22 protein-coding genes and 2 pseudogenes are annotated in these 21627 nt (G+C 60.9%); 16 read left to right on the top strand and 8 right to left on the bottom strand.

Annotated elements, in window-relative coordinates; all coding sequences use genetic code 11:
- A pseudogene (locus tag WA070_RS00420) lies at positions 1 to 148 on the bottom strand (IS5/IS1182 family transposase); the annotation flags it as partial.
- A 123-nt stretch (positions 149 to 271) separates the two neighbouring features.
- Here WA070_RS00420 and WA070_RS00415 point away from each other — a divergent pair.
- From WA070_RS00415 to WA070_RS00385, 7 genes are all read left to right on the top strand, one after another.
- Positions 272 to 1510, top strand: a complete 1239-nt coding sequence (locus WA070_RS00415; protein WP_422632251.1) for a KAP family P-loop NTPase fold protein — start codon at positions 272 to 274, stop codon at positions 1508 to 1510.
- Between the two features lie 87 nt (positions 1511 to 1597).
- The gene (locus WA070_RS00410; RefSeq protein ID WP_422632250.1) at positions 1598 to 2035 is read left to right on the top strand and encodes a hypothetical protein; all 438 of its coding nucleotides are present in this window, start codon (positions 1598 to 1600) and stop codon (positions 2033 to 2035) included.
- 83 nt (positions 2036 to 2118) lie between these two features.
- Positions 2119 to 2784 carry a hypothetical protein gene (locus WA070_RS00405; protein ID WP_422632249.1) on the top strand — a complete coding sequence of 222 codons (666 nt, stop codon included), beginning with the start codon at positions 2119 to 2121 and terminating at the stop codon, positions 2782 to 2784.
- Positions 2781 to 4088: a Qat anti-phage system QueC-like protein QatC gene (qatC, locus tag WA070_RS00400; RefSeq protein ID WP_422632248.1), complete on the top strand. Its 1308-nt coding sequence runs from the start codon at positions 2781 to 2783 to the stop codon at positions 4086 to 4088. The genes WA070_RS00405 and qatC overlap by 4 nt, the downstream gene beginning before the upstream one ends.
- A complete protein-coding gene (gene qatD / locus WA070_RS00395) occupies positions 4085 to 4864 on the top strand; it encodes a Qat anti-phage system TatD family nuclease QatD (protein WP_422632247.1) in 780 nt (259 codons plus the stop codon). Before qatC ends, qatD begins: the two co-directional genes overlap by 4 nt.
- Before the next feature lie 86 nt (positions 4865 to 4950).
- On the top strand, positions 4951 to 5376 hold the full coding sequence (locus WA070_RS00390) for a RusA family crossover junction endodeoxyribonuclease (RefSeq protein WP_422632246.1): 426 nt from the start codon (positions 4951 to 4953) through the stop codon (positions 5374 to 5376).
- Complete coding sequence (locus WA070_RS00385) at positions 5373 to 6023, top strand: hypothetical protein (RefSeq protein ID WP_422632245.1); 651 nt, start codon at positions 5373 to 5375, stop codon at positions 6021 to 6023. Before WA070_RS00390 ends, WA070_RS00385 begins: the two co-directional genes overlap by 4 nt.
- Before the next feature lie 30 nt (positions 6024 to 6053).
- Here WA070_RS00385 and WA070_RS00380 read toward each other — a convergent pair whose 3' ends face one another.
- Complete coding sequence (locus WA070_RS00380; protein ID WP_422632244.1) at positions 6054 to 6557, bottom strand: SOS response-associated peptidase family protein; 504 nt, start codon at positions 6555 to 6557, stop codon at positions 6054 to 6056.
- Between WA070_RS00380 and WA070_RS00375 the strand changes: the two are divergent.
- Positions 6557 to 6808, top strand: a pseudogene (locus WA070_RS00375) (DUF6504 family protein); the annotation flags it as partial. The gene WA070_RS00380 and the pseudogene WA070_RS00375 overlap by 1 nt on opposite strands.
- Positions 6809 to 6822: 14 nt before the next feature.
- Here WA070_RS00375 and WA070_RS00370 read toward each other — a convergent pair.
- Positions 6823 to 7422 carry a hypothetical protein gene (locus WA070_RS00370; RefSeq protein WP_422632243.1) on the bottom strand — a complete coding sequence of 200 codons (600 nt, stop codon included), beginning with the start codon at positions 7420 to 7422 and terminating at the stop codon, positions 6823 to 6825.
- 95 nt (positions 7423 to 7517) lie between these two features.
- On the opposite strand from WA070_RS00370, the gene WA070_RS00365 reads away from it, so the two are divergent.
- Both WA070_RS00365 and WA070_RS00360 read left to right on the top strand, forming a co-directional pair.
- Entirely contained in the window at positions 7518 to 9086 is a 1569-nt protein-coding gene (locus tag WA070_RS00365) for a PHP domain-containing protein (protein ID WP_422632242.1), read from the top strand.
- A gap of 291 nt (positions 9087 to 9377) precedes the next feature.
- The gene (locus WA070_RS00360) at positions 9378 to 10634 is read left to right on the top strand and encodes a tyrosine-type recombinase/integrase (protein WP_300396945.1); all 1257 of its coding nucleotides are present in this window, start codon (positions 9378 to 9380) and stop codon (positions 10632 to 10634) included.
- Here the strand turns inward: WA070_RS00360 and WA070_RS00355 are convergent.
- The 4 genes from WA070_RS00355 to WA070_RS00340 all read right to left on the bottom strand — a co-directional run bounded on the left by WA070_RS00355 (position 10606) and on the right by WA070_RS00340 (position 15587).
- Entirely contained in the window at positions 10606 to 10896 is a 291-nt protein-coding gene (locus WA070_RS00355; RefSeq protein WP_037529236.1) for a helix-turn-helix transcriptional regulator, read from the bottom strand. The genes WA070_RS00360 and WA070_RS00355 overlap by 29 nt on opposite strands.
- Positions 10897 to 11375: 479 nt before the next feature.
- Positions 11376 to 12872, bottom strand: a complete 1497-nt coding sequence (locus WA070_RS00350) for an efflux transporter outer membrane subunit (protein WP_066485704.1) — start codon at positions 12870 to 12872, stop codon at positions 11376 to 11378.
- A 7-nt stretch (positions 12873 to 12879) separates the two neighbouring features.
- Positions 12880 to 14436, bottom strand: a complete 1557-nt coding sequence (locus tag WA070_RS00345; protein WP_037529238.1) for an MDR family MFS transporter — start codon at positions 14434 to 14436, stop codon at positions 12880 to 12882.
- Between the two features lie 2 nt (positions 14437 to 14438).
- Entirely contained in the window at positions 14439 to 15587 is a 1149-nt protein-coding gene (locus WA070_RS00340) for an HlyD family secretion protein (RefSeq protein WP_422632241.1), read from the bottom strand.
- Positions 15588 to 15727: 140 nt separating this feature from the next.
- On the opposite strand from WA070_RS00340, the gene WA070_RS00335 reads away from it, so the two are divergent.
- The 6 genes from WA070_RS00335 (at position 15728) to WA070_RS00310 (ending at position 20926) form a co-directional block, all read left to right on the top strand.
- Entirely contained in the window at positions 15728 to 16159 is a 432-nt protein-coding gene (locus WA070_RS00335; RefSeq protein ID WP_051519962.1) for a MarR family winged helix-turn-helix transcriptional regulator, read from the top strand.
- Positions 16152 to 17765, top strand: coding sequence for an ABC1 kinase family protein (locus WA070_RS00330; protein WP_037533153.1), 1614 nt, complete (start codon positions 16152 to 16154; stop codon positions 17763 to 17765). The genes WA070_RS00335 and WA070_RS00330 overlap by 8 nt, the downstream gene beginning before the upstream one ends.
- Before the next feature lie 71 nt (positions 17766 to 17836).
- Positions 17837 to 18817, top strand: coding sequence for an MlaD family protein (locus tag WA070_RS00325; protein WP_082731229.1), 981 nt, complete (start codon positions 17837 to 17839; stop codon positions 18815 to 18817).
- 108 nt (positions 18818 to 18925) lie between these two features.
- Complete coding sequence (locus tag WA070_RS00320) at positions 18926 to 19096, top strand: hypothetical protein (RefSeq protein ID WP_156442277.1); 171 nt, start codon at positions 18926 to 18928, stop codon at positions 19094 to 19096.
- 136 nt (positions 19097 to 19232) lie between these two features.
- Complete coding sequence (locus WA070_RS00315; RefSeq protein ID WP_082731228.1) at positions 19233 to 19871, top strand: RNA polymerase sigma factor; 639 nt, start codon at positions 19233 to 19235, stop codon at positions 19869 to 19871.
- Entirely contained in the window at positions 19868 to 20926 is a 1059-nt protein-coding gene (locus WA070_RS00310) for an alpha/beta fold hydrolase (protein WP_082731227.1), read from the top strand. The genes WA070_RS00315 and WA070_RS00310 overlap by 4 nt, the downstream gene beginning before the upstream one ends.
- Positions 20927 to 21030: 104 nt before the next feature.
- Here the strand turns inward: WA070_RS00310 and WA070_RS00305 are convergent, their stop codons facing one another.
- A complete protein-coding gene (locus tag WA070_RS00305) occupies positions 21031 to 21573 on the bottom strand; it encodes a TetR/AcrR family transcriptional regulator (protein WP_128082253.1) in 543 nt (180 codons plus the stop codon).
- Positions 21574 to 21627 lie beyond the last annotated feature (54 nt).

Below are 21627 nucleotides of genomic sequence, written 5' to 3'. Positions count from 1 at the left end.
TCTGCCGGTAATCCCAAACTGGCGGACGACCGAGCTTCGAACGCGGTGGGAGCAGCGGTTCCAAAATCGCCCATTCCGCGTCAGTCAGATCACTTGGCAAAAGCAGTTCGGCTCTGGCATACTGCCGCCGGGTGGTGTAGGTCCACATGTGTCACTCCGTCGTCGTTTCGCAACTCCGACTGAATCACATCTCGCTGATATCACCCAACTTCTTTTTCGGTCAGCCTCTTAGGTTATCCAGCCAAGTATATGAGCGAATGGAGTGCGGTCCGTGTGGGCTGATACTGAAACCGACGTCGACTTCCTGAACTATTCCGAGGTTGCCGAGATGATCGCCGAGATGATCGGCGACGACACGTTGTTGCCGTTGTCCCTGGGCGTGTTCGGTGGTTGGGGCATTGGCAAGTCCAGCACGCTCAACTTGATCGAGGACCTGCTGAAGAAAGAAGGCGATGCCCATCTGGTCGTCCGCTTCGACGCCTGGCTGTATCAGGGTTTTGACGATGCCCGCGCAGCTCTCATGTCGGTCATCGCCAATGCCCTTGCCGCCGCTGCGCCGGAGGACATGAAGAAGAAAGCCGGCAGCCTCATCAAGCGGGTCAATAAGGTCCGCATGCTCGGCCTGCTCGTCGAGGGCGGTGCAGCGATGATGGGCTTTCCCACTTTCGGCGCAGCTGGCCGCTTGGTCGAGGCTGGAGGAAAGGCGCTCGGGGATGGACTCGACGAGGAGGATCGCGAGGACGCCGGAGAGGATGCGGAAAAGCTCGCCGAGAAGGCAGGCAAGCTGCTGAATCCCGCCAAGGCGCCGACCGAGGAAATCACAGCGTTTCGCAAGGAATTCGGTGAAATTCTTGCAGGACTCGACAAGAAGCTGGTCGTGTTCATCGACAACCTCGATCGTTGTCTTCCGTCCAACTCGATCCAGACCTTGGAGGCGATTCGCCTGTTCCTGTTCCTGCCGAACACTGCGTTCGTCGTGGCCGCTGACGAGGACATGATCCGGCACGCGGTGTCACAGCATTTCCACGATCCCGACGAGCGCCTTGTCACCGACTATCTCGACAAGCTGATCCAGGTGCCCGTGTATGTGCCGCGTCCGGGCATCCTGGAGATCCGTGCCTATCTCACGATGCTAAACGCCGTGCGCTCAGGTTGTGCCGAGGACAAGATCGCCGCGTTGCGCGACTTTCTCATCGAAGATCTTCGCCACTCTTGGGAGGATGGCGATGGCTACGACGTCGACAAGGTCATGGGATTGCTCGGATCGGCCGAACCGGGGCTGCGCAATCAGATCGAGCTGGGTCTCAGGATGGCACCGACGCTGGCGCAATCGGCTAAAGTCAATGGCAACCCGCGCATCGTGAAGAGGATGATGAACGTGGTGCGGATGCGCGCATCGGTCGCAAAGCGAAGAGTCATGAACCTCGACGAGACCGTCATTGCCAAGCTCGCGTTGTTCGAGCGATGCACCGACAGCAAGTCGATCCAGGCACTCCAGCACGAGATCTAGACCGCCGAGGGCGGCAAGTGCGAACTCTTCGCGAAGGCTGAAGCTGCGCAGACCGAAGCCGCACTGCGCGATCTTCTGCCCGACGCCATGAAGCCGCATCTTACAGTCCTTCGGGATTGGTTCGGTCTCGCTCCCAAACTGGCCGGCGTGGATCTGCGCCCGGCCGTCTATTTGTCGCGCGAGACGGTTCCGATGCGACTCCGCGGATCGGCCCTGTCACCCTCCACGCTCAAGGCAGTGGAAACGCTGCTCGCAACCGCGACCGTCGGCTCCTCAGTCGCGCGGGAGACTGCGGAGGGTATTGATGCCTCCGAAGCCGTCGCGGCGATGGATGCGATGATCGCTGAAATACGGAAAAGCGCAGACTGGTCGAAGGGCAGGAGCGATGTGCGCGGTGGCGTCGTCCTCGCGCGGACGTGGCCCGATGCGGCGGAGAGGCTCGGCCAGTATCTCACGTCGCTCACCTACCAGCCCAAATGGCTGAAGGCGCTGATTAAGAACGATTCCTGGGTGGAGATGGACTGATGGGCACTTCAGCTTCCGCGAAAGGACCAAACAGCAGATCGCCGTTGGTGCCACCCTGGGCTGACGCCACGCCCGGAGCGCCGGTGCCGCAGCCTGCCGGGCAACGCTTCCGTGGTTTCCGCACGGAATTCGGCAAGGTGGCGAGTGGCAGCGGCGGCTCCATGGCCAAAGCGCTGCAAAAATACGCTTCGGCCGCCACTGGTGGCTCCGCCGTCGGGCCACGGCGCTTCGGTCCAGCCTACGCGGCCGGCGCCGACCTCGCACAGGCCCTATCTGGTGGCGAAATCCAGACCGCCTCCGGGACGTTCAACCTCTCCGCTCTGGCAGGTATGCCGGTGGACGAGGCGGCTCAGGCGATAGCCGAGGCTCTCGCCCCCGAGAACGCCGATGTCGATCAGGTGCGCGCGGCGATGCAGGAGGCCTTGGCCGAAGTGCTTGGCGAGGATGGAGTATTTGATCCGGCGGCTATCGAGCCCGATCAGATCGTGACAGTGCTGGTCGAGTTCTTCTCGCAGATACTCTTCCAGGAGATATCGGCTGCGGCAGGCGAGGCATGGAAGAAGGCGCCAAGCGTCGAACGCTCGACCGCCACGGAGAACGAGCTTCTCGAGGTGGTGCGGGCCGCGATGGACGCACATCTCTCACCCCGCCTAACGGGCGACCTCGGCACCTTGACCCGCGATCAGATCGCAAAGATCGAGCAATCCGCCCTTGCGGACATCTGGCAGGTGTGGAGCGACACCGAATGACCCGTGTCGTTCTCGAACTGGATCCGGTGCGCGTCGGCGAAGGGCTCGCGGACGATGATATCCCTGTGCTGCTCTATGGTGCACATACCTCCATCAAGGGCGCCGGCCTGATCGGCAACGACCTGCGCGACCGCTTCTCCCGTCTGGGGGTTCCGCCATCGCGACAGGCAATGGACCTGGTCGCGGTAGCAATGGCGGTGACGGCCGCCGACACCTTCGTTCTGCGAGACGACGCTGCTGACGGCTGGCGGCGGGAGATCGAGATCGACGTGCCAGTGATCGAGGCGGACCGCTGGACGGCCCTGGCACCACTTCTTTCGAAAGCGCTGGGCTTCCTCAGCGGGGACAGCTGGTCGTTCAGATTTCGCAGCGGAGGTTTCGAACCGCCGACAAGGCTCGACGTGCGAAATCGCGCGGTGATAGACCCCTCCAAGATCGACGCCGTCGCTCTCTTCTCAGGCGGACTCGACAGCGGGCTCGGCGTAATGGACCTGATCGACGGCGGCATCCGGCCACTCCTGGTCAGCCATGCGCCGCGTGGCGACAAAACCTATCAGGCCGCGGTTGCCGGTTTTCTCCCATCCAAACCCCAACGCTTCGAGTTCAACAGCTATCCGAGCTGCGAGGGCGCCACCGAGATCACCACGCGCACCCGGAGCTTTCTCTTCCTCACCTTCGCAGCCCTCGTTGCGCAGGCGGTGCGGACCTTCCGCGGATCCGCTTCGATCGAACTCTTCATGTGCGAGAACGGGCTGATCGCTCTCAACCCGCCTCTGACGGCACGTCGTATCGGCGCACTAAGCACCAGAACTGCGCATCCCCACTATCTCGCGCTTCTCCAGGAGCTCTTCGACGCTATCAGTCTCGGGGTTAGGATCACAAACCCGCATCGACACGAAACCAAGGGAGAGATGCTGGCGCGTCGGGCGAATCAGGCGAATATCGCGGAGTTCGCCACGGCGACCGTCTCCTGTGGGAACTGGAAGCGGAAGAACATGCAGTGCGGTCGCTGCTGGCCATGCTCGATCCGCCGCTCGTCCTTCCATCGAGCCGGACTGACCGATGGAACCGAGTATGATACGGACAAGCTGGTCGACGCGCTCGGCGAAGACGACTACAGGGACGACATCGTGTCCATCCATACCGCGCTCAGGCGTCGTTATGACCGAGGCCTTCGGAGGTGGGTGATGCAGACCGGACCGCTTCCACGGGATCTCACAGAACGCACAGCGCTCTTCGCCGTCGTCGAACGTGGTATGGACGAACTCGAGAACTTCTTCGCGTCACATGGACTGAGAATTTGATCGACTTCCACTGCCATCTGGATCTCTATCCGGACCCAGTTCGAGAGGTTCGCGATGCGGAAGCCGCTGGCGTCTACGTCCTATCCGTCACGACGACGCCACGCGCATGGGTGCGAACAGCCCAGCTCGCCAAGGGGCACAAGCGCATCCGCACCGCGCTAGGTCTGCATCCGCAGCTCGCTCATGAGCGCCACAACGAGTTGGGGTTGTTTGAGGATCTGCTCCCCCGATCGCGCTATGTCGGTGAAATTGGCCTCGATGGGGGGCCTGGCTATCGTGAACACAAAGCTCTGCAGAGGAAGGTGTTCGATACCGTCCTACACCTCTCCAATAAGGGTGGTGGCCGGATCATGAGCATCCACAGTCGTCACGCCGTGGACGAGATCCTCGACCAGTTAGCCAAGGTCCCTGGGGCCGGCCTACCGATCCTGCACTGGTTCTCGGGGACCTCGTCGCAGCTTCGCCGGGCAGCTGACATCGGTTGCTGGTTCTCGGTCGGACCCGCCATGTTGCGAGGGGCGAAGGGTAGATCCCTTGCCAAAGCCATGCCGCGCAATCGGATTTTGACTGAAACCGATGGGCCCTTCGGAAGCGGTCCCGATGGCCCTCTGCACCCCGCAGACGCCTGGATCGCAGTCAAGCAGCTGGCTGGAATATGGGAGGTGCCTCTGGTCGAGGCCAAGAGGCAGCTTTTCGATAACCTAAGGTTTCTGAGCGAATCAGGACCAGATCATATCCGTGCGCGAACCCCAGTCGCCCAGCGCTCGATCGCCTAGAACGGAGTGCATCGGACCTGCTCGAGAAATCACTCCGTGGACAACGCCCAATCTTAACCGAAGCGAGATGTGCTTAGATGTTTCCATTGGAATTTCATCTGGCGGCCACTCCGCGGTCGCTCCAGGCAAAGAACAGCTCGAAGGAGAAATGGAAGGCGACTGTCGCCGACGCTGCACGCCAGCGGGCCGAGGAAACCAGCGAATTCGTCTGGCTGGAAGAAGATGCATCGCTAGCTGTCACAATTTTCTATTTTCCGATCGCGCCTATGGAAGGTGACGTCGACAACATCGTGAAGCCCATCCTCGATGCAATGATCGGCCAAGCGTATCTGGACGACAGATCGATAGAGAGGGTCGTCTCCCAGAAGTTCGAACCCGGAAAGGGCTGGTCCTTCGGCACTCCTACAAGTCAATTGGCAGCAGCATTGGATGCTGTGTCGGAATCCGGCGAGCCGCAACCAGTAGTTTATATCCGGGTCGATGACGATCTGAGTTGGAGGACAAATTCATGAGCGCAACTCAGCACGAAGCGAGTCAGGACGAGCGCGATCTTCTGGATTCGTTGCGCCGACAATATGAGGCAGAGGGCTTTTCGTTCGAGGTCGAACCTAATCGGAAAGGCATGCCTGAGTTCTTGGGGAGCTACACACCCGACGCTGTCGCGCGGAAGGGTGACGAGCACGTCGCGATCGAAGTCAAACGGAGCCGAAACCGCGTGAATGAAGGCAACCTTCAGCGAATCAGGGCGCGGTTTGAAGGGCAGCCCAACTGGAAGTTCGTTGTAGCCTATGTCGCCGACGATCCGTTGAAGTCGCTGATGATCAGATCGTCGGCGGTCACCCAAATCCGCATACAACTCGACGATGTTCGGTCACTGATGGATCAAGGCTACAACCGGGCTGCGTTCCTGCTTGCGTGGTCCCTGCTCGAAACTACCCTGCTCAATGTCGAAGGCGAGGATGAGGCCCGCCCTCGAACTCCGGGAAGCGTACTTCAGGCATTAGCCATGCTTGGTCGCATCGAACCCGAGACGGAGCAGTTGCTTCGCCCGCTGATTGTTCGGCGTAACGCCGTCGTTCACGGTGATCTGGGTATTCAGCCTACGCAGGAAGACGTGTCAGTCGTGGTGTCCGTCATCGAAGAGGCTCTCTCGGACTAACGGCGAAAATCATCTCTGAACGGAGCGAAGCTAAATCATCGCTATCTGCCGCGCCCCATCCGGCGGAGGCGATCCGCTCCGCCACAGATCCTTCCTCGGCTGCACCAGCACGCGGTCGGCCGGAAGAGGTGGTCGGAACTGGAACCGGATGACGTCCCTGATGCCGCCGCGCAGCCGGTCGTCATACTCGGACGGATCTAGCAGCACCGGCATGCGGTCGTTGGTCGGCGGGATGGCCTCGTTGGCCTCCATGGTCATGCCGGCATAGACCGGTCCTTCGCCCGGAATGTTCCTGCAGAAGCCCGCCCATGCCGCGATGGGCTGGTCCTTCACCGAAAACCAGGTGCGCGTCTTCGCTCCCTCGTCCCCAGCGGGATTGGCGAAATGCGTTAGCACGACGAGGCAGCGGTAGCGCGGCTCTACGACCATCTCCTCCCACATCGGATTGGTGAGGTCCGCCACCATGCCGACACGTCCGGGATCCTCGCCGCGCTCCCGCATGTCTTTCGTCAGGCGGGGAAAGCCCCAGGTCACCCGACCATCCGCCGGCGATGTTCATCTGGCGCCGGCGGCGATACCGCATCGTGCAGGCCAACGGCCCTGAACGGCTGCATGGCGAATGGTGGAAGGACGGCGGCCACGAGGCCGGCACGCCCTTATCCGTCCGCGATTATTTCCAAGTCGAAACTGAGCGTGGCGGCCGATACTGGTTGTTCCGTCTTGGGGACGGCGAGAGTCCAGCGACCGGTCCCATGCGATGGTTCATCCACGGCGCGTTCGCATGACTTCCAGCCTCGTCTCATTCCATGCCGCGATGGAACACCTCATAGTTTTTGTTCGCTGGAGCCGGCGCGATGGCCCATCGCGGCCGCTTGCCCTTACCAACGCCGAGCGCCGCCATCATAAGCGCCGCGTCGGTGTTAGTGTAGTCGGCACATTCCTCGTAAGTATGTTCACGACGGGCGTTAAAGAACGGGATTACACCGTATTTTTCCGCAAACCAGGCGATCAAATCGGCTTCGACATTCTTAAAAAGGTCGGGGCGGTTGCGGCGCCGCGTCCGGCAGACTCGGATCTCGATCTTCACATCCTTTCCGAACTCGTCGATCTCGTGCAGCCATCGGCTAAGGTGCGTAGACAACCGGCCGAGCGCGGATCCCCGCCCAATATAAAGGACCGGCGATCGTCCCGTTGGATAGGCGATGACAAAATCGCCCTTCATGCGGATGATGTAAACGCATCGCTTCAGATCAGCCGCGCCATAGCCCTGTTCCGCAAGCGCTTCGGTCAGTTCTTTCTTCAGCGTTTTCACGACGGCCGCGTCTGTTTTCAGCGACCGATCTGGCTTCAGGATGATCGTCTCCAGCCATACCAGCCCCGCAGTCGTCTCGTCAGCCATTCAGCAAATATCTCCAACCTTGTCCGACCGCACCCCACGGCCGTATTGCGCAAAGGTATCGCCTACCATGGGGAAGTCGAGGCGCGCCGCGCTTTATGACTGGCGACGATCCCCTCCATGGCGCACGCTACGTTGAACTGCAGGCGACCACGCACTTCTCCTTCCTGCGAGGGGCTTCGAGCCCGGAGGAGTTGTCTTCCGCTGCTGCTGTCCTAGGCCTGCCCGCGCTGGGCGTGGTCGATCAAAACAGCTTCGGCAGCTCGGTCCGCGCCTGGGACGCACAGAAGGTCACCGGCGTGCGCGCCGTCATTGGCTGTCGTCTCGATCTGGTCTGCGGCACGTCGCTGCTGGTCCATCCCACCGACCGCGAGGCCTATTCCCGGCTCTGCCGCCTGCTCAGCATTGGCAAGGGCAATGCCGGCAAGGGCTCCTGCCATCTCCACTGGTCCGACGTCGCCGACTGGGCCGAGGGCGTCATCGGCATCCTCGTGCCTGACCGCGCCGACGCGGCGACGGAGGAGGCGTTGGATCGGCTGGCCGGCATATTCGGCGACCGGGCCTACATGGCGCTGACCATCCGACGACGGCCGAAGGACGCTATCCGGCTGCTTGACCTCGCGGCCATGGCGATGAAGGCGAAGGTGCCAACCGTCGCCACCGGCGACGTGCTCTATCATACCCCCGACCGCCGGCTCCTACAGGACGTGGTGAGCTGCATCAGGGAAAAGTGCCCGGTCGACACGCTCGGACGGCGCCGCGAGCGGTTCGCGGACCGGCACATGAAGAGCGGGCAGGAGATGGAAAGGTTGTTCGCCCGCTATCTGGGTGATCTGGCGCCGCTTAGGCGCAGCGTTGAGATCGCCCGGCGCTGCACCTTCGACCTCGGCCAGCTCACCTACACCTATCCCGACGAGATCGGCGACAGCGGCCTGACGCCGCAGCAGGAACTGGAGCGGCTGACCTGGGAGAAGGCGCCCGGCCGCTATCCGGGCGGCGTGCCCAACAATGTCCGGCAGCAGCTCGAGCATGAGCTGAAGCTGATCGGCGATCTGGCCTACGCCTCCTATTTCCTGACCGTCCACTCGATCGTCGCCTTCGCCCGGTCGAAGGACACCCTCTGTCAGGGGCGCGGCAGTGCGGCCAACAGCACGGTCTGCTTTGTCTTGGGCATCACCTCCATCGACCCCGTCAAGTCGGAACTGCTGTTCGAGCGCTTCGTCTCGGCCGAACGGCGCGAGCCGCCCGACATCGACGTCCATTTTGAACATGAGCGGCGCGAAGAGGTGATCCAGTGGATCTACGAGACATATGGGCGCGAGCGGTCGGCGTTGACCGCCGTCATCACCCGCTTCCGCGCGCGAGGCGCCGTGCGCGAGGTAGGCAAGGCACTGGGCCTCACCGAGGACGTCGTCGCCGGACTGGCAAGCTCCATATGGGGCTGGAGCAGGGAAGGGGTAGAGGCTAAGCACGCCGAGGAATTGAACCTCGACACCGCCGATCGCCGTCTCGCCTTGACGCTGGAACTGGCCAAGGACCTGATCAACACGCCGCGCCACACCTCCCAGCATCCAAGCGGCTTCGTCCTGACGCTCGGCCGGCTGGACGAGTTGGTGCCGATCGAGCCGGCGGCCATGGCCAACCGGCAAATCATAGAATGGGAATGATTCGGGGCCATTTTTGGCTATCGCGATCAATCGGCAAAGCTCGGTCAAAGCATTGAAATAAAAAGACTATCTCACGCTATCTATCGAGGTCAATCGCGGAGCAGCGGTTGGCCCTGGCGTCCTGCGTGACGGTATCCGGCAAACTTGCACTTGGCCCAATCCAGCGATACCGTCAGAGGTATTGAAGCCAGTGACGGTATTCTTTCCGCACTAAGCCATTGTAAATCATGCGACAATTTCGGCAGAATTGCCGAAAATCGCCTGACGGTATTTTGCGTAGAGGAGGTCGGTATGCTCACCGATGTTGCCCTTAAGAACCTGAAACCACGCGAAAAAGCATACAAGGTCACGGACCGTGACGGCCTTTATGTTCAGGTCTCAATCTCCGGGACGCTGACGTTTCGGCTGGACTACCGGCTGCATGGGCGACGCGAGACGCTGACGCTCGGGAAGTACGGTCCCTCCGGTTTGTCCCTTGCTCGAGCCCGTGAAGCGACGATCGACGCTAAACGTGCAGTCTTCGAAGGCAGGTCCCCTGCCCAGGAAAAGCAGCGCGACAAACGCCGGATCAAAGAGGCCAAGAGCTTCGGTGAGTTTGGTGAGCGCTGGTTGGTGAAGGCGCCGATGGCGGACAGCACCCGCGCAATGCGGCGTTCGATCTTCGAACGAGAGCTTCTGCCAGTCTGGAAGAATCGGCTGCTGACAGAAATCACGCCGGATGACCTGCGCGCCCACTGCGGCAAGATCGTCGATCGCGGCGCTCCGGCGACTGCGATCCATGTCCGCGACATCCTGAAGCAGATCTACGGATTTGCGATCTTGCACGGCGAGAAGGTCGCCAATCCGGCCGACGATGTCGGCCCCGCCTCGATCGCGAAGTTCGTTCCAAAGGACCGGTCGCTGTCGCCGACGGAAATTCGCGTGATGCTCAAGCAGCTCGACCATGTGGCGACGCTGCCAACGATCCGACTCGGGATGCGCCTCTTTCTGCTGACAATGGTGCGCAAGAGCGAGCTGCAGGATGCGGTCTGGGACGAGGTGGACTTCGAGAACGCCGTGTGGACGATCCCCAAGGAACGCATGAAGCGATCCAAGGCGCATAACGTCTATCTCTCGCAGCAATGCCTCGACATCATGATCGCGTTGAAGACCTGCGCGGGTAACTCGCGCTACCTTCTGCCGTCTCGGTATGATGCGGATGCGCCGATGTCCCGGGCGACCTTTAATCGCGTCACCTATGCCGTCGTGGAGCGTGCGCAGAAGGAAGGCTTACCGCTGGAGCCGTTCACGGTACATGACTTGCGCCGCACCGGATCGACCCTGCTCAACGAACTGGGGTTCAACAGTGACTGGATCGAAAAGTGCCTGGCCCATGAAGATGGGCGATCCTCGCGCGGCGTCTACAACAAGGCGGAGTACGAGCATCAGCGGCGGCATATGATGCAGGAGTGGTCTGATATCATCGATGCTTGGGTGGCGGGGCAGAAGCGCGTGCCGGTCCTGATTCCGCCCTCGATGCCTATGCTCGTGCCTGATCCGGCGCTTTGACGGGGCGCGCCTTGCGCTTGCGTACATCAGGATGCGGCGCGCGGTCGATGGGCGATCGCCGAGCTGTCGCCAGGCGCTCGGTCAGCCACGCTTCGACCTCGGCCAGATCCCACACCACACAGCGCGGGGTGAGCGCAAAGCGACGAGGGAATTCGCCGCGCAGTTCCATCTCGTAGATGGTGGTGTCGGCCAGCGGTATGATCTGCCGAAGCTCATGGCGGCGGATCATCCGCTTTTTGAGGGCCTCAGGTTTCGTCGACATAACTCTACTCCAACGGGATTGGCGTCTGATGCCGATTGGAGCCGATAGACCCGACATGAAAAGAGCGAACACACCGGCGTAGGGCCCGCGGCGGCAATGGCGTACAAATCGGCGGGCTCGTTCTGGTTGTCCCTTGGCCCTAGTCATGCGCAGGACGCAGTCCGTCGAGCGGAGCGACGACGTCAACAAACTGCCGGCGCAGGCTTGCCAGTCCGATTGCCAGAGCCAGGTCTTGCCAATCCGAAAGGCCGCGTATCGTGCGTAGATCAATAAATTGAAGTGAAGAAGCAGTCGCCCTTAATCCTGCGCCAGCTTAACTGCTCAATCTTGAACTCCCGACCGAAGTTGCATCGTCACCTCCCGTTCCATACAGACCGTATTTCGGTGTCGACCACAGCAGCGTCTCCTCAGTCAAGGCGCCGTTATGGTAATTCGGTAACTACCCCAAAGGCGACACCAGGGCATGACAGGCGGAGGGATCACTGATTTGTTCCGATAGACGTGGTCGAGGAATCCGTTGCCAATCCTTGATAGGTCGATTCCTGCCACCCGAGTCCGAGTGATTTTTGGATGGCGATATAACTTGCCGTAAGAGCCGCAACCGCACTTTGAAGGTTTGATGCAGCAAGCACTTTCTGACGACCGGACTCGAGTGCGTCACTGCGGGAAATCACCTGTCGCTGGAAGCGTTGTTGTGTCAAAATGTCTGACTCGTCAGCCGATCGCTTGATCTCGGCGAGCGCTGCCACATTGCGACGTTGCTGTGCAAAGCGCGCGAGCGAATTCTCGGCGTCCTGGAACGCACCTAGAACGACCTGTCGATACTGTGCCTCAGCTTCGTCTCGTCCAGCGCGCGCTTGCGTTATCTGGGCCGAAGTTCGTCCAAAATCGAGCAACCCCCATTGTAGCTGGGGCACGGCAATGTTGGAGATATTTCCCAGATCGACCAGGTCTCCGACAGACGTTCCGCCGATGCCTAGGATCCCCATAAAGCTGATCTTGGGAAAACGCGCTGCTTCAGCGACGCCAATCCGGGCGGTCGTGGCCGCCAGATTGCGCTCGGCGGCGCGTATGTCGGGTCGACGGCGAAGTAGAGAGGCGGGATCGCCGATGGCGACGACCTGTGGTGGCAAGGGGACGTCACGCGGGATAGCCAGCAAGGAATCGAGCCTCCCTGGCGCCTCCCCTGCAAGCACGGCGAGCGCATTGAGATAAATTCCGATCTCCGCCTCAGCCGTAGCGAGATCGCCGTTGGTAGCCTGAATGGCGCGGTTCGCCTGACCAATGGCAAAGGCCGGCACCGTGCCCTGCTGAAAGCGTTGCCGAGCGAGGCCTAGCTGCTGCTTCTGCAGGTCCAGCCCCCCACGAAGTGCAGCGGCGCGCTGCTGCCGGTCCCGCAGATTCGTATAACTTTGCGCAACGTCGGCTGCGAGTTGAACGTGTGCATCTGCCGCGTTGTAGGACGCCGCTGCGGCTAGTGCGTTAGCGGATTCTATTTTTCGGATCTGGCCTCCCGCAAAATCGATTTCCCAATTTGCGTTCAGGCCGAGATTGAAAAACTGGAGAGAGGAATCCGCGTCCTGGGAAGGGGGCGTTGCGCCGTTCCCCTGAGCTGACTGCAGATCGATCCCGGGAAGGTCGGCGAAGATTCCGGTCGCTTGTGCCCCAGCTTTCGGAAAGCGGTTAGCGCGCTCCTGGCGCACGGATGCACGCGCCTGACGGAGTCGCGCCTGGGCGACATCGATCGACGGATTCGCTGCAAGTGCGCGTTGCTCAAGCTCGTTCAGGACCGGATCTTGAAGGGCCGTCCACCACTCAGCAACTGCGGGGTCATTGGTGCTCGTACTCGCGGTCTGGCGCACGAACTTGGATTGGGGGGCGGCGCGATCCAACCCCGGCGGTCCGGCGTAGTCCGGGCCAACGACACATCCGCCGAGCAGCAAGGGGGCGAGAACGAGACCTCTGAAGTTTATCATCGCAGCCTCAATGCATCGCCATGGACTGCCCTTTAGGCAGCGGGCGCAGGAACAAAACGAGTGGAAGCGTGGCTAGTGTCGCAAGCGCCATCGCCAGGAAAATGTCATTGTACGTCATGATGAAGGCCTGCTGCTGAATGGTCCCGGCAAGCGACTGAAGGGCGGCGTCCATCTGGCCGAACGTCCTGGTCATGCCGGCGAGATAATCCTGCAACCTTGGGTCGTTTGCCCAAAGGGTCTCTTCCATCCGTCGGCTATGGAGCGACATTCGCTGGTCCTGAAAGGAGGCCAGGGCGGCCAAAGCGAACGACCCGCCGAGATTTCGTGCGGCATTGAAGATGCCTGATGCATCACCGGCATCCTCCTTGCTGACCGAAGCGATAGTGGCCTGGTTCAGGAACAGCATGGTGAGGATCATGCCGACACCACGCAGTAACTGTCCGGCGGTAAAGGCTTCTCCGGCAGATTCCGCGGTGAGGCTGGTGTTGACGAGGCAGCTGGCGGCCATGAGCGCAAGGCCTGTGCCAACGGCGATCCTGATATCGACGACGCGGATAAGCAGCGGGATGACGGGCATCAGCAGGAAGGCAGGCACACCCATGAGGAAAATCACCTGACCCGTCTCAAGGGCGTTATAGTTAGCGATCAGCGCGAGGAATTGCGGGATGACGAAGGTCGAGCCGTACATCACCATGCCCAGCGCCAGCGCCATGACGACGACGCTGCCGAATTGTCGATTCATCACGATCCGCAGCTTAAGCACAGGCTTGGCGGCCCTGAATTGTCCGATACCCAGCATGACAAAACCAATCAGGGTCATGATCGTCAGCCGGACGATGTACGTCGATTCAAACCATTCTTCACGGTGCCCTTCCTCAAGCACGACCGTCAGTCCTCCCAGGCCGAGGATCATGCCGACGATCCCGAACCAGTCCGCCTCGCGGAAATAGACCCAGTTCGTTTTCTCGTGCGGCAGGCCGAGAAGCAGCAGCAGCAAGAGCAGACCGCAGACCGGCACGTTGACGAAGAAGGCATAATGCCAGCTCAGATTTTCCGTGAGCCAGCCTCCGAGCAGGGGGCCAAGAACCGGACCCAGGATGACGGTCATTCCAAAAAGGGCCATGCCGATTGGCTGTTGCGATGGCGGGAGGCGCTTTGCGACGATCGTCATCGCTGTCGGGATGAGCACGCCGCCCGTGAACCCCTGACCCGCCCTTCCGACGATCATTGTCATCAGATCCGTAGCGGTGCCGCACAGGACCGAGAATCCTGTAAAAGAGGTCACAGAGATGAGGAGAAGTGTCCTCAACCCCAAAAGCCGTTCCAGCCACGCGCTCAGCGGTATGATGATGATCTCGGCAACGAGAAAAGCCGTGGCGATCCACGTTCCTTCCGTGCCGGTCGCTCCGATCTCCCCTTGGATAGTCGGCAGCGCCGAGTTGACGATCGAGATGTCGAGTGTCGCGAGCAGCGCGCCCAGCGCGCCGGCCGCGACCGCGATCCAGGCCGTCGAGTCGGCTCGCTCGGCGCGTAACGTCCCCGGAGATGCAGCAACCGTCGCCACGCTCAGCGCTTCCGACTTACGGCCTGCCGGATTCTCTCCAGGTCGCCTTTGGCCGAACGGGTATCGACAGTAATGCCGACCGACATTCCGGGAACCAGAAGGGGCCTGACTTCGGGCGGCGCATCGATCGCGATACGGACGGGCACGCGCTGAACGATCTTCGTGAAGTTGCCGGTCGCGTTTTGCGGCGGGAGCACGGAGAACTGGGCACCTGTGCCCGGTGCGAAGCTGGCAACCCGCCCTTTCAGCTCGACCCCGGGGAGCGCGTCGACGTCGATGCTGACGGGCTGGCCGACTCGCATGAGACCTAGCTGCGTCTCTTTAAAATTGGCCTCGATGAAGAGGCGCTCCACCGGCACCAGCGTCATCAGGCGCGTTCCGGGCTGTACGAACTGCCCTACCCGGACAGCGAGATCGCCGACGCGACCATCGATCGCTGCCTTGAGCAACGTCGATTCGGTGTTCACACGCGCGGCGGAGAGCTGAGCGCGAGCGGCTTCGGCTTGCGATTGCGCCTGTCGTACCTGCGCACCAAGCGTGCCAACGCGCCTTTCTGCTGCGGTAAGGCCGGCCTGAGCAGCATTGGCGCGCTCATCTGCCTGTCGTGCCTGCGTCTGAAGCTGAGCAAATCGCTCGCCTGGCTCTGCGCCAGACGCCGCCAGCGGCTGATAGCGCGCAACCTGCTGCCGCGCGAAGGCGGCCTCGGCGCGCGCCGCGGCCGCCTGAGCACGCGCCTGGACGATTGTCGCCTGCTGTTCAGCGATCTGCGAACGGCTCGTCTCGACCGCAGCTTTCGCTGTGTCGATCTGGCTGGTGATCTGCTCGCTTTGGGCTCGATATTCGCGAGGGTCCAGTTCTGCCAACTGCTGCCCTTTGCGGACCGCTTGGTTCGCGCTGACAAACACGCGCTCGACATATCCGGCAACTTTCGGGGCCACCACGACAGAGTCCGCCGCCACATAAGCGTTGTCGGTTTTCTGCATGAACTTGCCGCGGTTCTGATGGTCAAAATACCATACCAACCCCGCTCCCACGATCGCGATCGCGACAATCAATAGCGCCAACCGAACCCGTACCGACTTGAGCGGACCGGCGGGCCGCTCACCGACATCGTCATGGTCGCCTGAACCGACTGGGGGATCTTCCACCATTCTATTCCCGATCAACTATCGATTCAAAGAGCCGGGGGACTTGACACGGCGGCCGAGCTTCGGCAATACCACATTATATGGAACCTCACCAATCGGGTATACGTGGGATCGCAACCACCTTCGGCTGGACCTGGTACAGGATGCGGCGACTGATCGACGCCTATCTTGCCTGTCAGGGTGCATCGATGGCCCAACTAAAACTGCTCGCGTATCTCGCGGAACAACCGCGCCGCTCCACCGACATTGCGAGCTTTTTCGATCAGGCGCCCCGCACTGTCACCCAGGCGATCGACGCGCTCGAACAAAATGGTCTCGTGTCACGATCGCCTGCTCCGGACGATCGCCGGTCCAAACTGGTGCAGATCACAGACGCCGGCCGGGCCACGTTGGGACTGGCCATGCCGCTCTACGACGACATCGTGGGGCAGACCTTCGGAAGCCTGACAGCGGATGAACTCGAGGGCCTCGACGCGGCGATCAAGCATTTGAACCGGCTCGTCGACCATCTGGAGACGAAGGCCAGCGTTCCCGAGACCCAAGTTCCCGCCCCGAAAAGCCGGGCGCATGATTGATCGAACTCCTACTGATGAAGCCGATACGACTGCTCTAAAAGAAAGGGAGCGGTTCGCACAGATTCTCGTCCTGTTCGGGCGGCACGGTCTCAAGGGGCTGGCCGCTCGGCTGGGTCTGGGGGTGGGGGGGGACGAGCCGCTTGAAGATACCCGGCCGGAAGCGATTGTCGCGCTTTTGCGGGATATCGGTCCTGTCGCGGTCAAATTCGGACAGATCCTTGCGATGCGAAGCGACCTTCTGGAGCCGGCATGGGTCGATGCACTTTCAAAACTGCAGGACCGCGTTCCTCCGCTTCCATTCGCGGCCGTGCAACCGCTGATCGAGGAAGCGATCGGCGGCCCAATCGAAACAAGTTTCAGCCACTTTGACACCGAAGCGCTTGCGGCAGGCTCGATCGCTCAGGCGCATGCGGCGACGCTGCTCGACGGGCGGGACGTTATCGTTAAGATTCGCCGCCCAGGCATCGAGCGGATCGTCGATGCCGATCTCCGGCTACTGCGAAGACTGGCCCGGGTCGCGGAGCGCCGTATCCCCGAGATTGCGAGACTGAAGCCGGACGAACTGCTGCGCCATTTCGCCGAGAGCCTCGCCCGGGAGATGGACCTCAGCGCAGAAGCGCGCGCCAGCGACGCGATTGGTGAATACCTCAAGGACTTCGGGGTTCGGACGGCACGCTTCGATTGGGAGCTTTCGGGCAGGCGAGTGAACATCCAGGAGCGGCTCCGCGGATTTCCCGCAAGCGATCTGGAGGCGGCACGCCGAAGCGATCTCGATCTGGCTGCGCTCGCCAGCACCTATGCGCAGGCGATCCTGCGCATGATCATCATCAACGGTCACTTCCACGCCGATCCGCATCCCGGCAACGTCTTCTTTCTTGAAGACGGGACGCTTGGCCTGATCGATTTCGGGGCCGTGGGCACCCTCCTGCCGAGACGCCGGGAGGAACTTGTTCGGCTTGGCCTCGCGATCGCTTCGGAAGACACCGGCGGTGTCGTCGATATCCTTATGCTCTGGGCTGGTGATCCGGACGTGGACCGGGTCCGGCTCGAAGAGGCAATGGCAGAGCTGATCGACCGCTTCAGCAACGTCCTGCTCGATCAGATTGACCTCGCCGACATTTTTCAGATGGTATTCGCGATTCTGCGCGACTTTCATCTCGCGCTTCCGCCTGACCTCGCTTTGGTGCTCCGGACCTTGCTGACCGCCGAGGGGTTCGTCCGGCGCATCGATCCGGCATTCGACATTGCTCGCGAGCTTGCTCCCATAGCAAAGGAAATGATGCGGGAGCGGGCGAGCCCTGCCCGGCTGCGCGGCGAGGCGGGCAAGCTGCTCGCAGCGCTCGGACGAGCGGTTCTGTCAACGCCGAACCTCGTCGGACAGATCGAGAAGGTTGCGCGAACCGGCTCGATCACCGTCAGTATCGCGCCCAAGGACCTTGAGCGTCTACGCGGAAGAGAGCGTGCCGGCAGGGGTACTCCGCAGCTCTATCCTGCCACCCTCGCGATCTGCGCCGCGATAGTGTTTTCCTCGCAGCCTCTCCTGGCGGGACTGTTGGCTTTCGGCGCTGTTGCACTGGCCGTTTTGGAAGGTGTGAGGCGGCGATGAGCGCGGCGCACGCAGAGCTGACCGCAAAGCATCGCGCCTGGCGCGACAGGTCTCGGGATTCCTAGCTCCCGATGGAAACGCATTCAAACTGGTTGAAGGTGAGCCTGATCGTGGGCCTGCTCATGGTCACTGCGATCGGATTCGCTTTGTGGCTTCTCCAGGCGAGCGATGCCAAGGGGCCGACGTACGAGATACGATTTGAACAATCCGTCGATGGCCTGCAACCGGGGTCGGCCGTGAACCTTCTCGGCGTTGCCATCGGTCGCATAACTGAGATCAAGGTTCAGCCCAAAAATCCAGATTTCGTGACCGTGCGGTTCGTGCTGACCAGTGACACGATTCTTCATCGAGGTGTGACAGCATCGATCGAACGGTCGTTATTTGATGGATCGGCAAAACTGAGCCTGAGCGGCGACAACAATCGCAACCCGGTGCTCGCGGCCCGAGAGGGGCAGCAGTTCCCGATCGTACCAGCAAAGGGCGGAGGACTCTTGGGCGGCGGTGGTCCAGCAGACCTCATTGCGAAGGTTTCGTCGAACGCTGAAAGTGTGTCTAAAAAGCTCGATCCCGTTGGTTTGCGTTCGATAGAGAAGCGTCTCGACGAACTCGCGCGCAACTCGCAGAGCTGGACTGGCAAAGTCGGTCAAGTGGCGGGACGGTTGCCACAGACGGACAGGCTCGATGCTTTTGCAAAGCAGATCGCCAATACAGGGGATGGTGCAACGAGACTTCGCCGACGCATTGAAGCGTCACGAGGAGGATTTCGTGAGCGTATTTCTAGGTCGCTGGACTCGGCTGACAAATCAGCCGTGTCTTTTGGGCAGTCGGTTTCGCGCGCACGACCTCGGATGAGGCAGTTGGAAGCGGATGCCCGCCAGGTCACTGAGACCGTTCGATCGCTCCGGGGACCAGTCGGTCGTGCCGGCGATGTCGCCAAGAGAATCGAACAGGGGGGCTTGGGATCGACCAAATTGCCTGATTTCAAACCCTCGCCTGCTGGTCAACCAAGCGAGATCGAGACTCCTGCGGCGAAAAATGGATCGAAGCCATGAACAGCGTGTGCCGATCCCCGGCACGGTTTTGCTGGCGAGTGGTTCGACCCGGGATCGATGCGAGAAGGTGCTATTCCCGAACAACGGCAGCAACCATCGGAGTGATCGATGCCGAATACCGACCCAAAAGACAAAGCGGCGACACTCATCGCTGCGCTGCTCGTCCTCCTTGCGGAAGCCGATGCGTTCGGATTCACGCTACCGGCGATACAATTCGACGCTGCGATCACAGCGTTGAGTGGGATTGGCGGCGTGGCTCAAATATCGACCAAAGGCTGACTCGACGGCATCCCGCGTCGATGCGTTTGCCCAGTCCGACCTCCTCTAAAAGGCCACAGAATAATGGGATCGCGTCGGCTTTCGTGGTTGGAGCGGTCTTCTCATCCAATTTGCATATTCTGCAAAGGTGACGAGGATGACACTTCCCGCCGCCATTGAGCAGACTGATCCGTTTATAAGCCAGCGCGGTTTTAGCCATGCTGTGCGCAGGGTGATGCCAAACCTGCGGATTTATGCGCGTCGACTGACGCGTAACGAGGCAGATACCGATGACCTCGTTCAGGATACATTGGTGCGCGCCTGGGCCGCGCGAGAGCGTTTCGAGATCGGGACGAACCTTAAGGCTTGGCTTATGCGGATCGCACGGAACAGCTTCCTGTCTGGGAAGCGAAAGGATCGGCGCTCGGTATCGTGGGATCCGGCAATCGCAGAACGTCTTTTAATTGCCCCTGCCACGCAGGACGAAGGGATTTTCTCCAGTGAACTCAACCAAGCCGTGTCGTCGCTTTCTGATGGACAACGCGTAGCCTTCGAGCTGGTGACACGAGACGGGCTGACATTCGAGGAAGCCGCGGATCGTCTCGGCGTACCGCTTGGCACCGTTAAAAGTCGCGTATCGCGAGCCCGTCGGGTGCTCGTTGACGGCTTTGAAACCGATCCGCCTCTCCCGGTCCAGCTACCAATGCTCCCCGCGCCCGCGTGCGAAGCTCCTGAAACAAGCGATGCGAAAATATACCGAAACTGGAAAAGATCCGGTTCGAGAACAATAGGATGAATACGCCGCAGCCTGGACAGTTCGGTTTCAATCGCGTCACGCCGGATCAAGGCCACATAATTGATTCAGTCAAAGAAAGGCACTGGAACACCATGCGTGAAATCCCGTCCGATATCGTACAGACGTGGGCGCCAGACCCTGCATACCTGCCCGATTGGTTTGTCGACGCGCTATCCGTGCCGCGGGAGGAAGGCTTCGTCGAGGTCTCTGGTGTGAGAATGCATTACTTCCGCTGGGGAGATCGTTCCGCGCCTCCTTTACTGATGACCCACGGCTTTCTCTCTCATGCACGGTGCCTGGCGTTCGTCGCGCCTTACCTAGCTGAAAATTACCATGTGATCGCCTACGACCATTCAGGAATGGGCGACAGCGACGTTCGCGAGAATTGTGACATGGTCGCGCGAGGACGGGAGATGATCGGGGTCGCGGAGGCCCTTGGACTTTTTGGCCACGAGCACAAGCCGATCATCGTCGCACACAGCTTTGGCGCGGCAGTCGCGCTCCAGGCGATCACGCTGGCGCCGGATGCCTTTGCCGGTACGGTGATTTGCGATCTGATGGTGCTGCGTCCGTCCAGCTTTGACGCCGTTTGGGGCGGCGGCCGCACCGGCCCGGGATCAGGCGACCCCGATCGCCCGCATAAGCGCTACCCCGATTACGCCAGCGCGCGCGAGCGGTACGTTCTATCTCCGCCACAGCCCGTTGGTGAGGCGTTCCTGATGGATTACATGGCCTATCACTCACTTCGACGCGAAGGCGAAGCGTGGACCTGGAAGTTTTCGCCATCAGTGTTCAAGCGGGATAATGTGCCCAGCGAATGGCTTGAAATGGGCAGAACGCTGGTCGAGGCACCAGGCCGCAAGGCGATAGTACACGGCGAGCAAAGCCTCCTTTTTACAAACGATTCCAGTGATTACGTGCGCGAGCTCGGCGGTATCGATATTCCGATCATCGCTGTACCCGAAGCTCGGCACCATCTGATGCTGGATCAGCCGCTGGCGTTCGTCGCCGCCTTGCGCGCGTTGCTGGCGGGCTGGAGCATCGAGCGCAATTAGACCGGTTTGATACCAAGCTATCCGCCGCGTCCGAGCAGGGTTTTAGGAAGCTTTTAGCACCGCATTCGACCAACCTAGGGAGCACACCGACCTGTACTCCGGTGTTACGTCTGCGCCGTCACAAGGGCGCGTATCGTCAACCGTTCGATCAAGCTGCTCACGTCATCGGCTGAACTGGTGAGTCCTTCCGTCAACCACCAGCTTAAAATGGTGATTATTCCGCCCACTACGACCCGAACAGCGAGTCCGCGAGGCACGGATGAATCAAACGGAAGATCGAGCCCCTCTGCGTATCGAATGGCGCGAGCCGTCACTTCCTGTCGCACTGCATCGCCACCGCCAACCAGCAGAGCTGCAGACGCGTGCCGATGGAGATCGACGAACTCCACGACCGATCGCACGGCGTTTCCCACATCTCCACGTACGAGAGCCGGGGCCACCTGCTTAACCAACCGTCCCATCAACTCGTCCGCCACGTCGAGCAACAGCATGTCGACGCCGGGATAATGGCGAAAGAAGGTCGCGTAGCCGACTCCGGCCTGGGCGACGATACGTTGCGCAGTGATCGAATGCGCGTCGCCGTCTTGCAACAGCGCCAGCATCGCGTCGCGCAGCAGCGAACGGGTTCGCGTGACACGAGCGTCCACGCCCTTTTCGCTATTACCCCTTTTATGAGCCACAGTAGATCATATATAGCGGAC

The organism is Sphingobium sp. (assembly GCF_049304695.1).
In the GTDB taxonomy this organism is placed as follows: Bacteria; Pseudomonadota; Alphaproteobacteria; order Sphingomonadales; family Sphingomonadaceae; genus Sphingobium.
The sequence above is the reverse complement of the archived record's forward strand: the minus strand, read 5'-3'. Positions and strand labels throughout refer to the sequence as shown.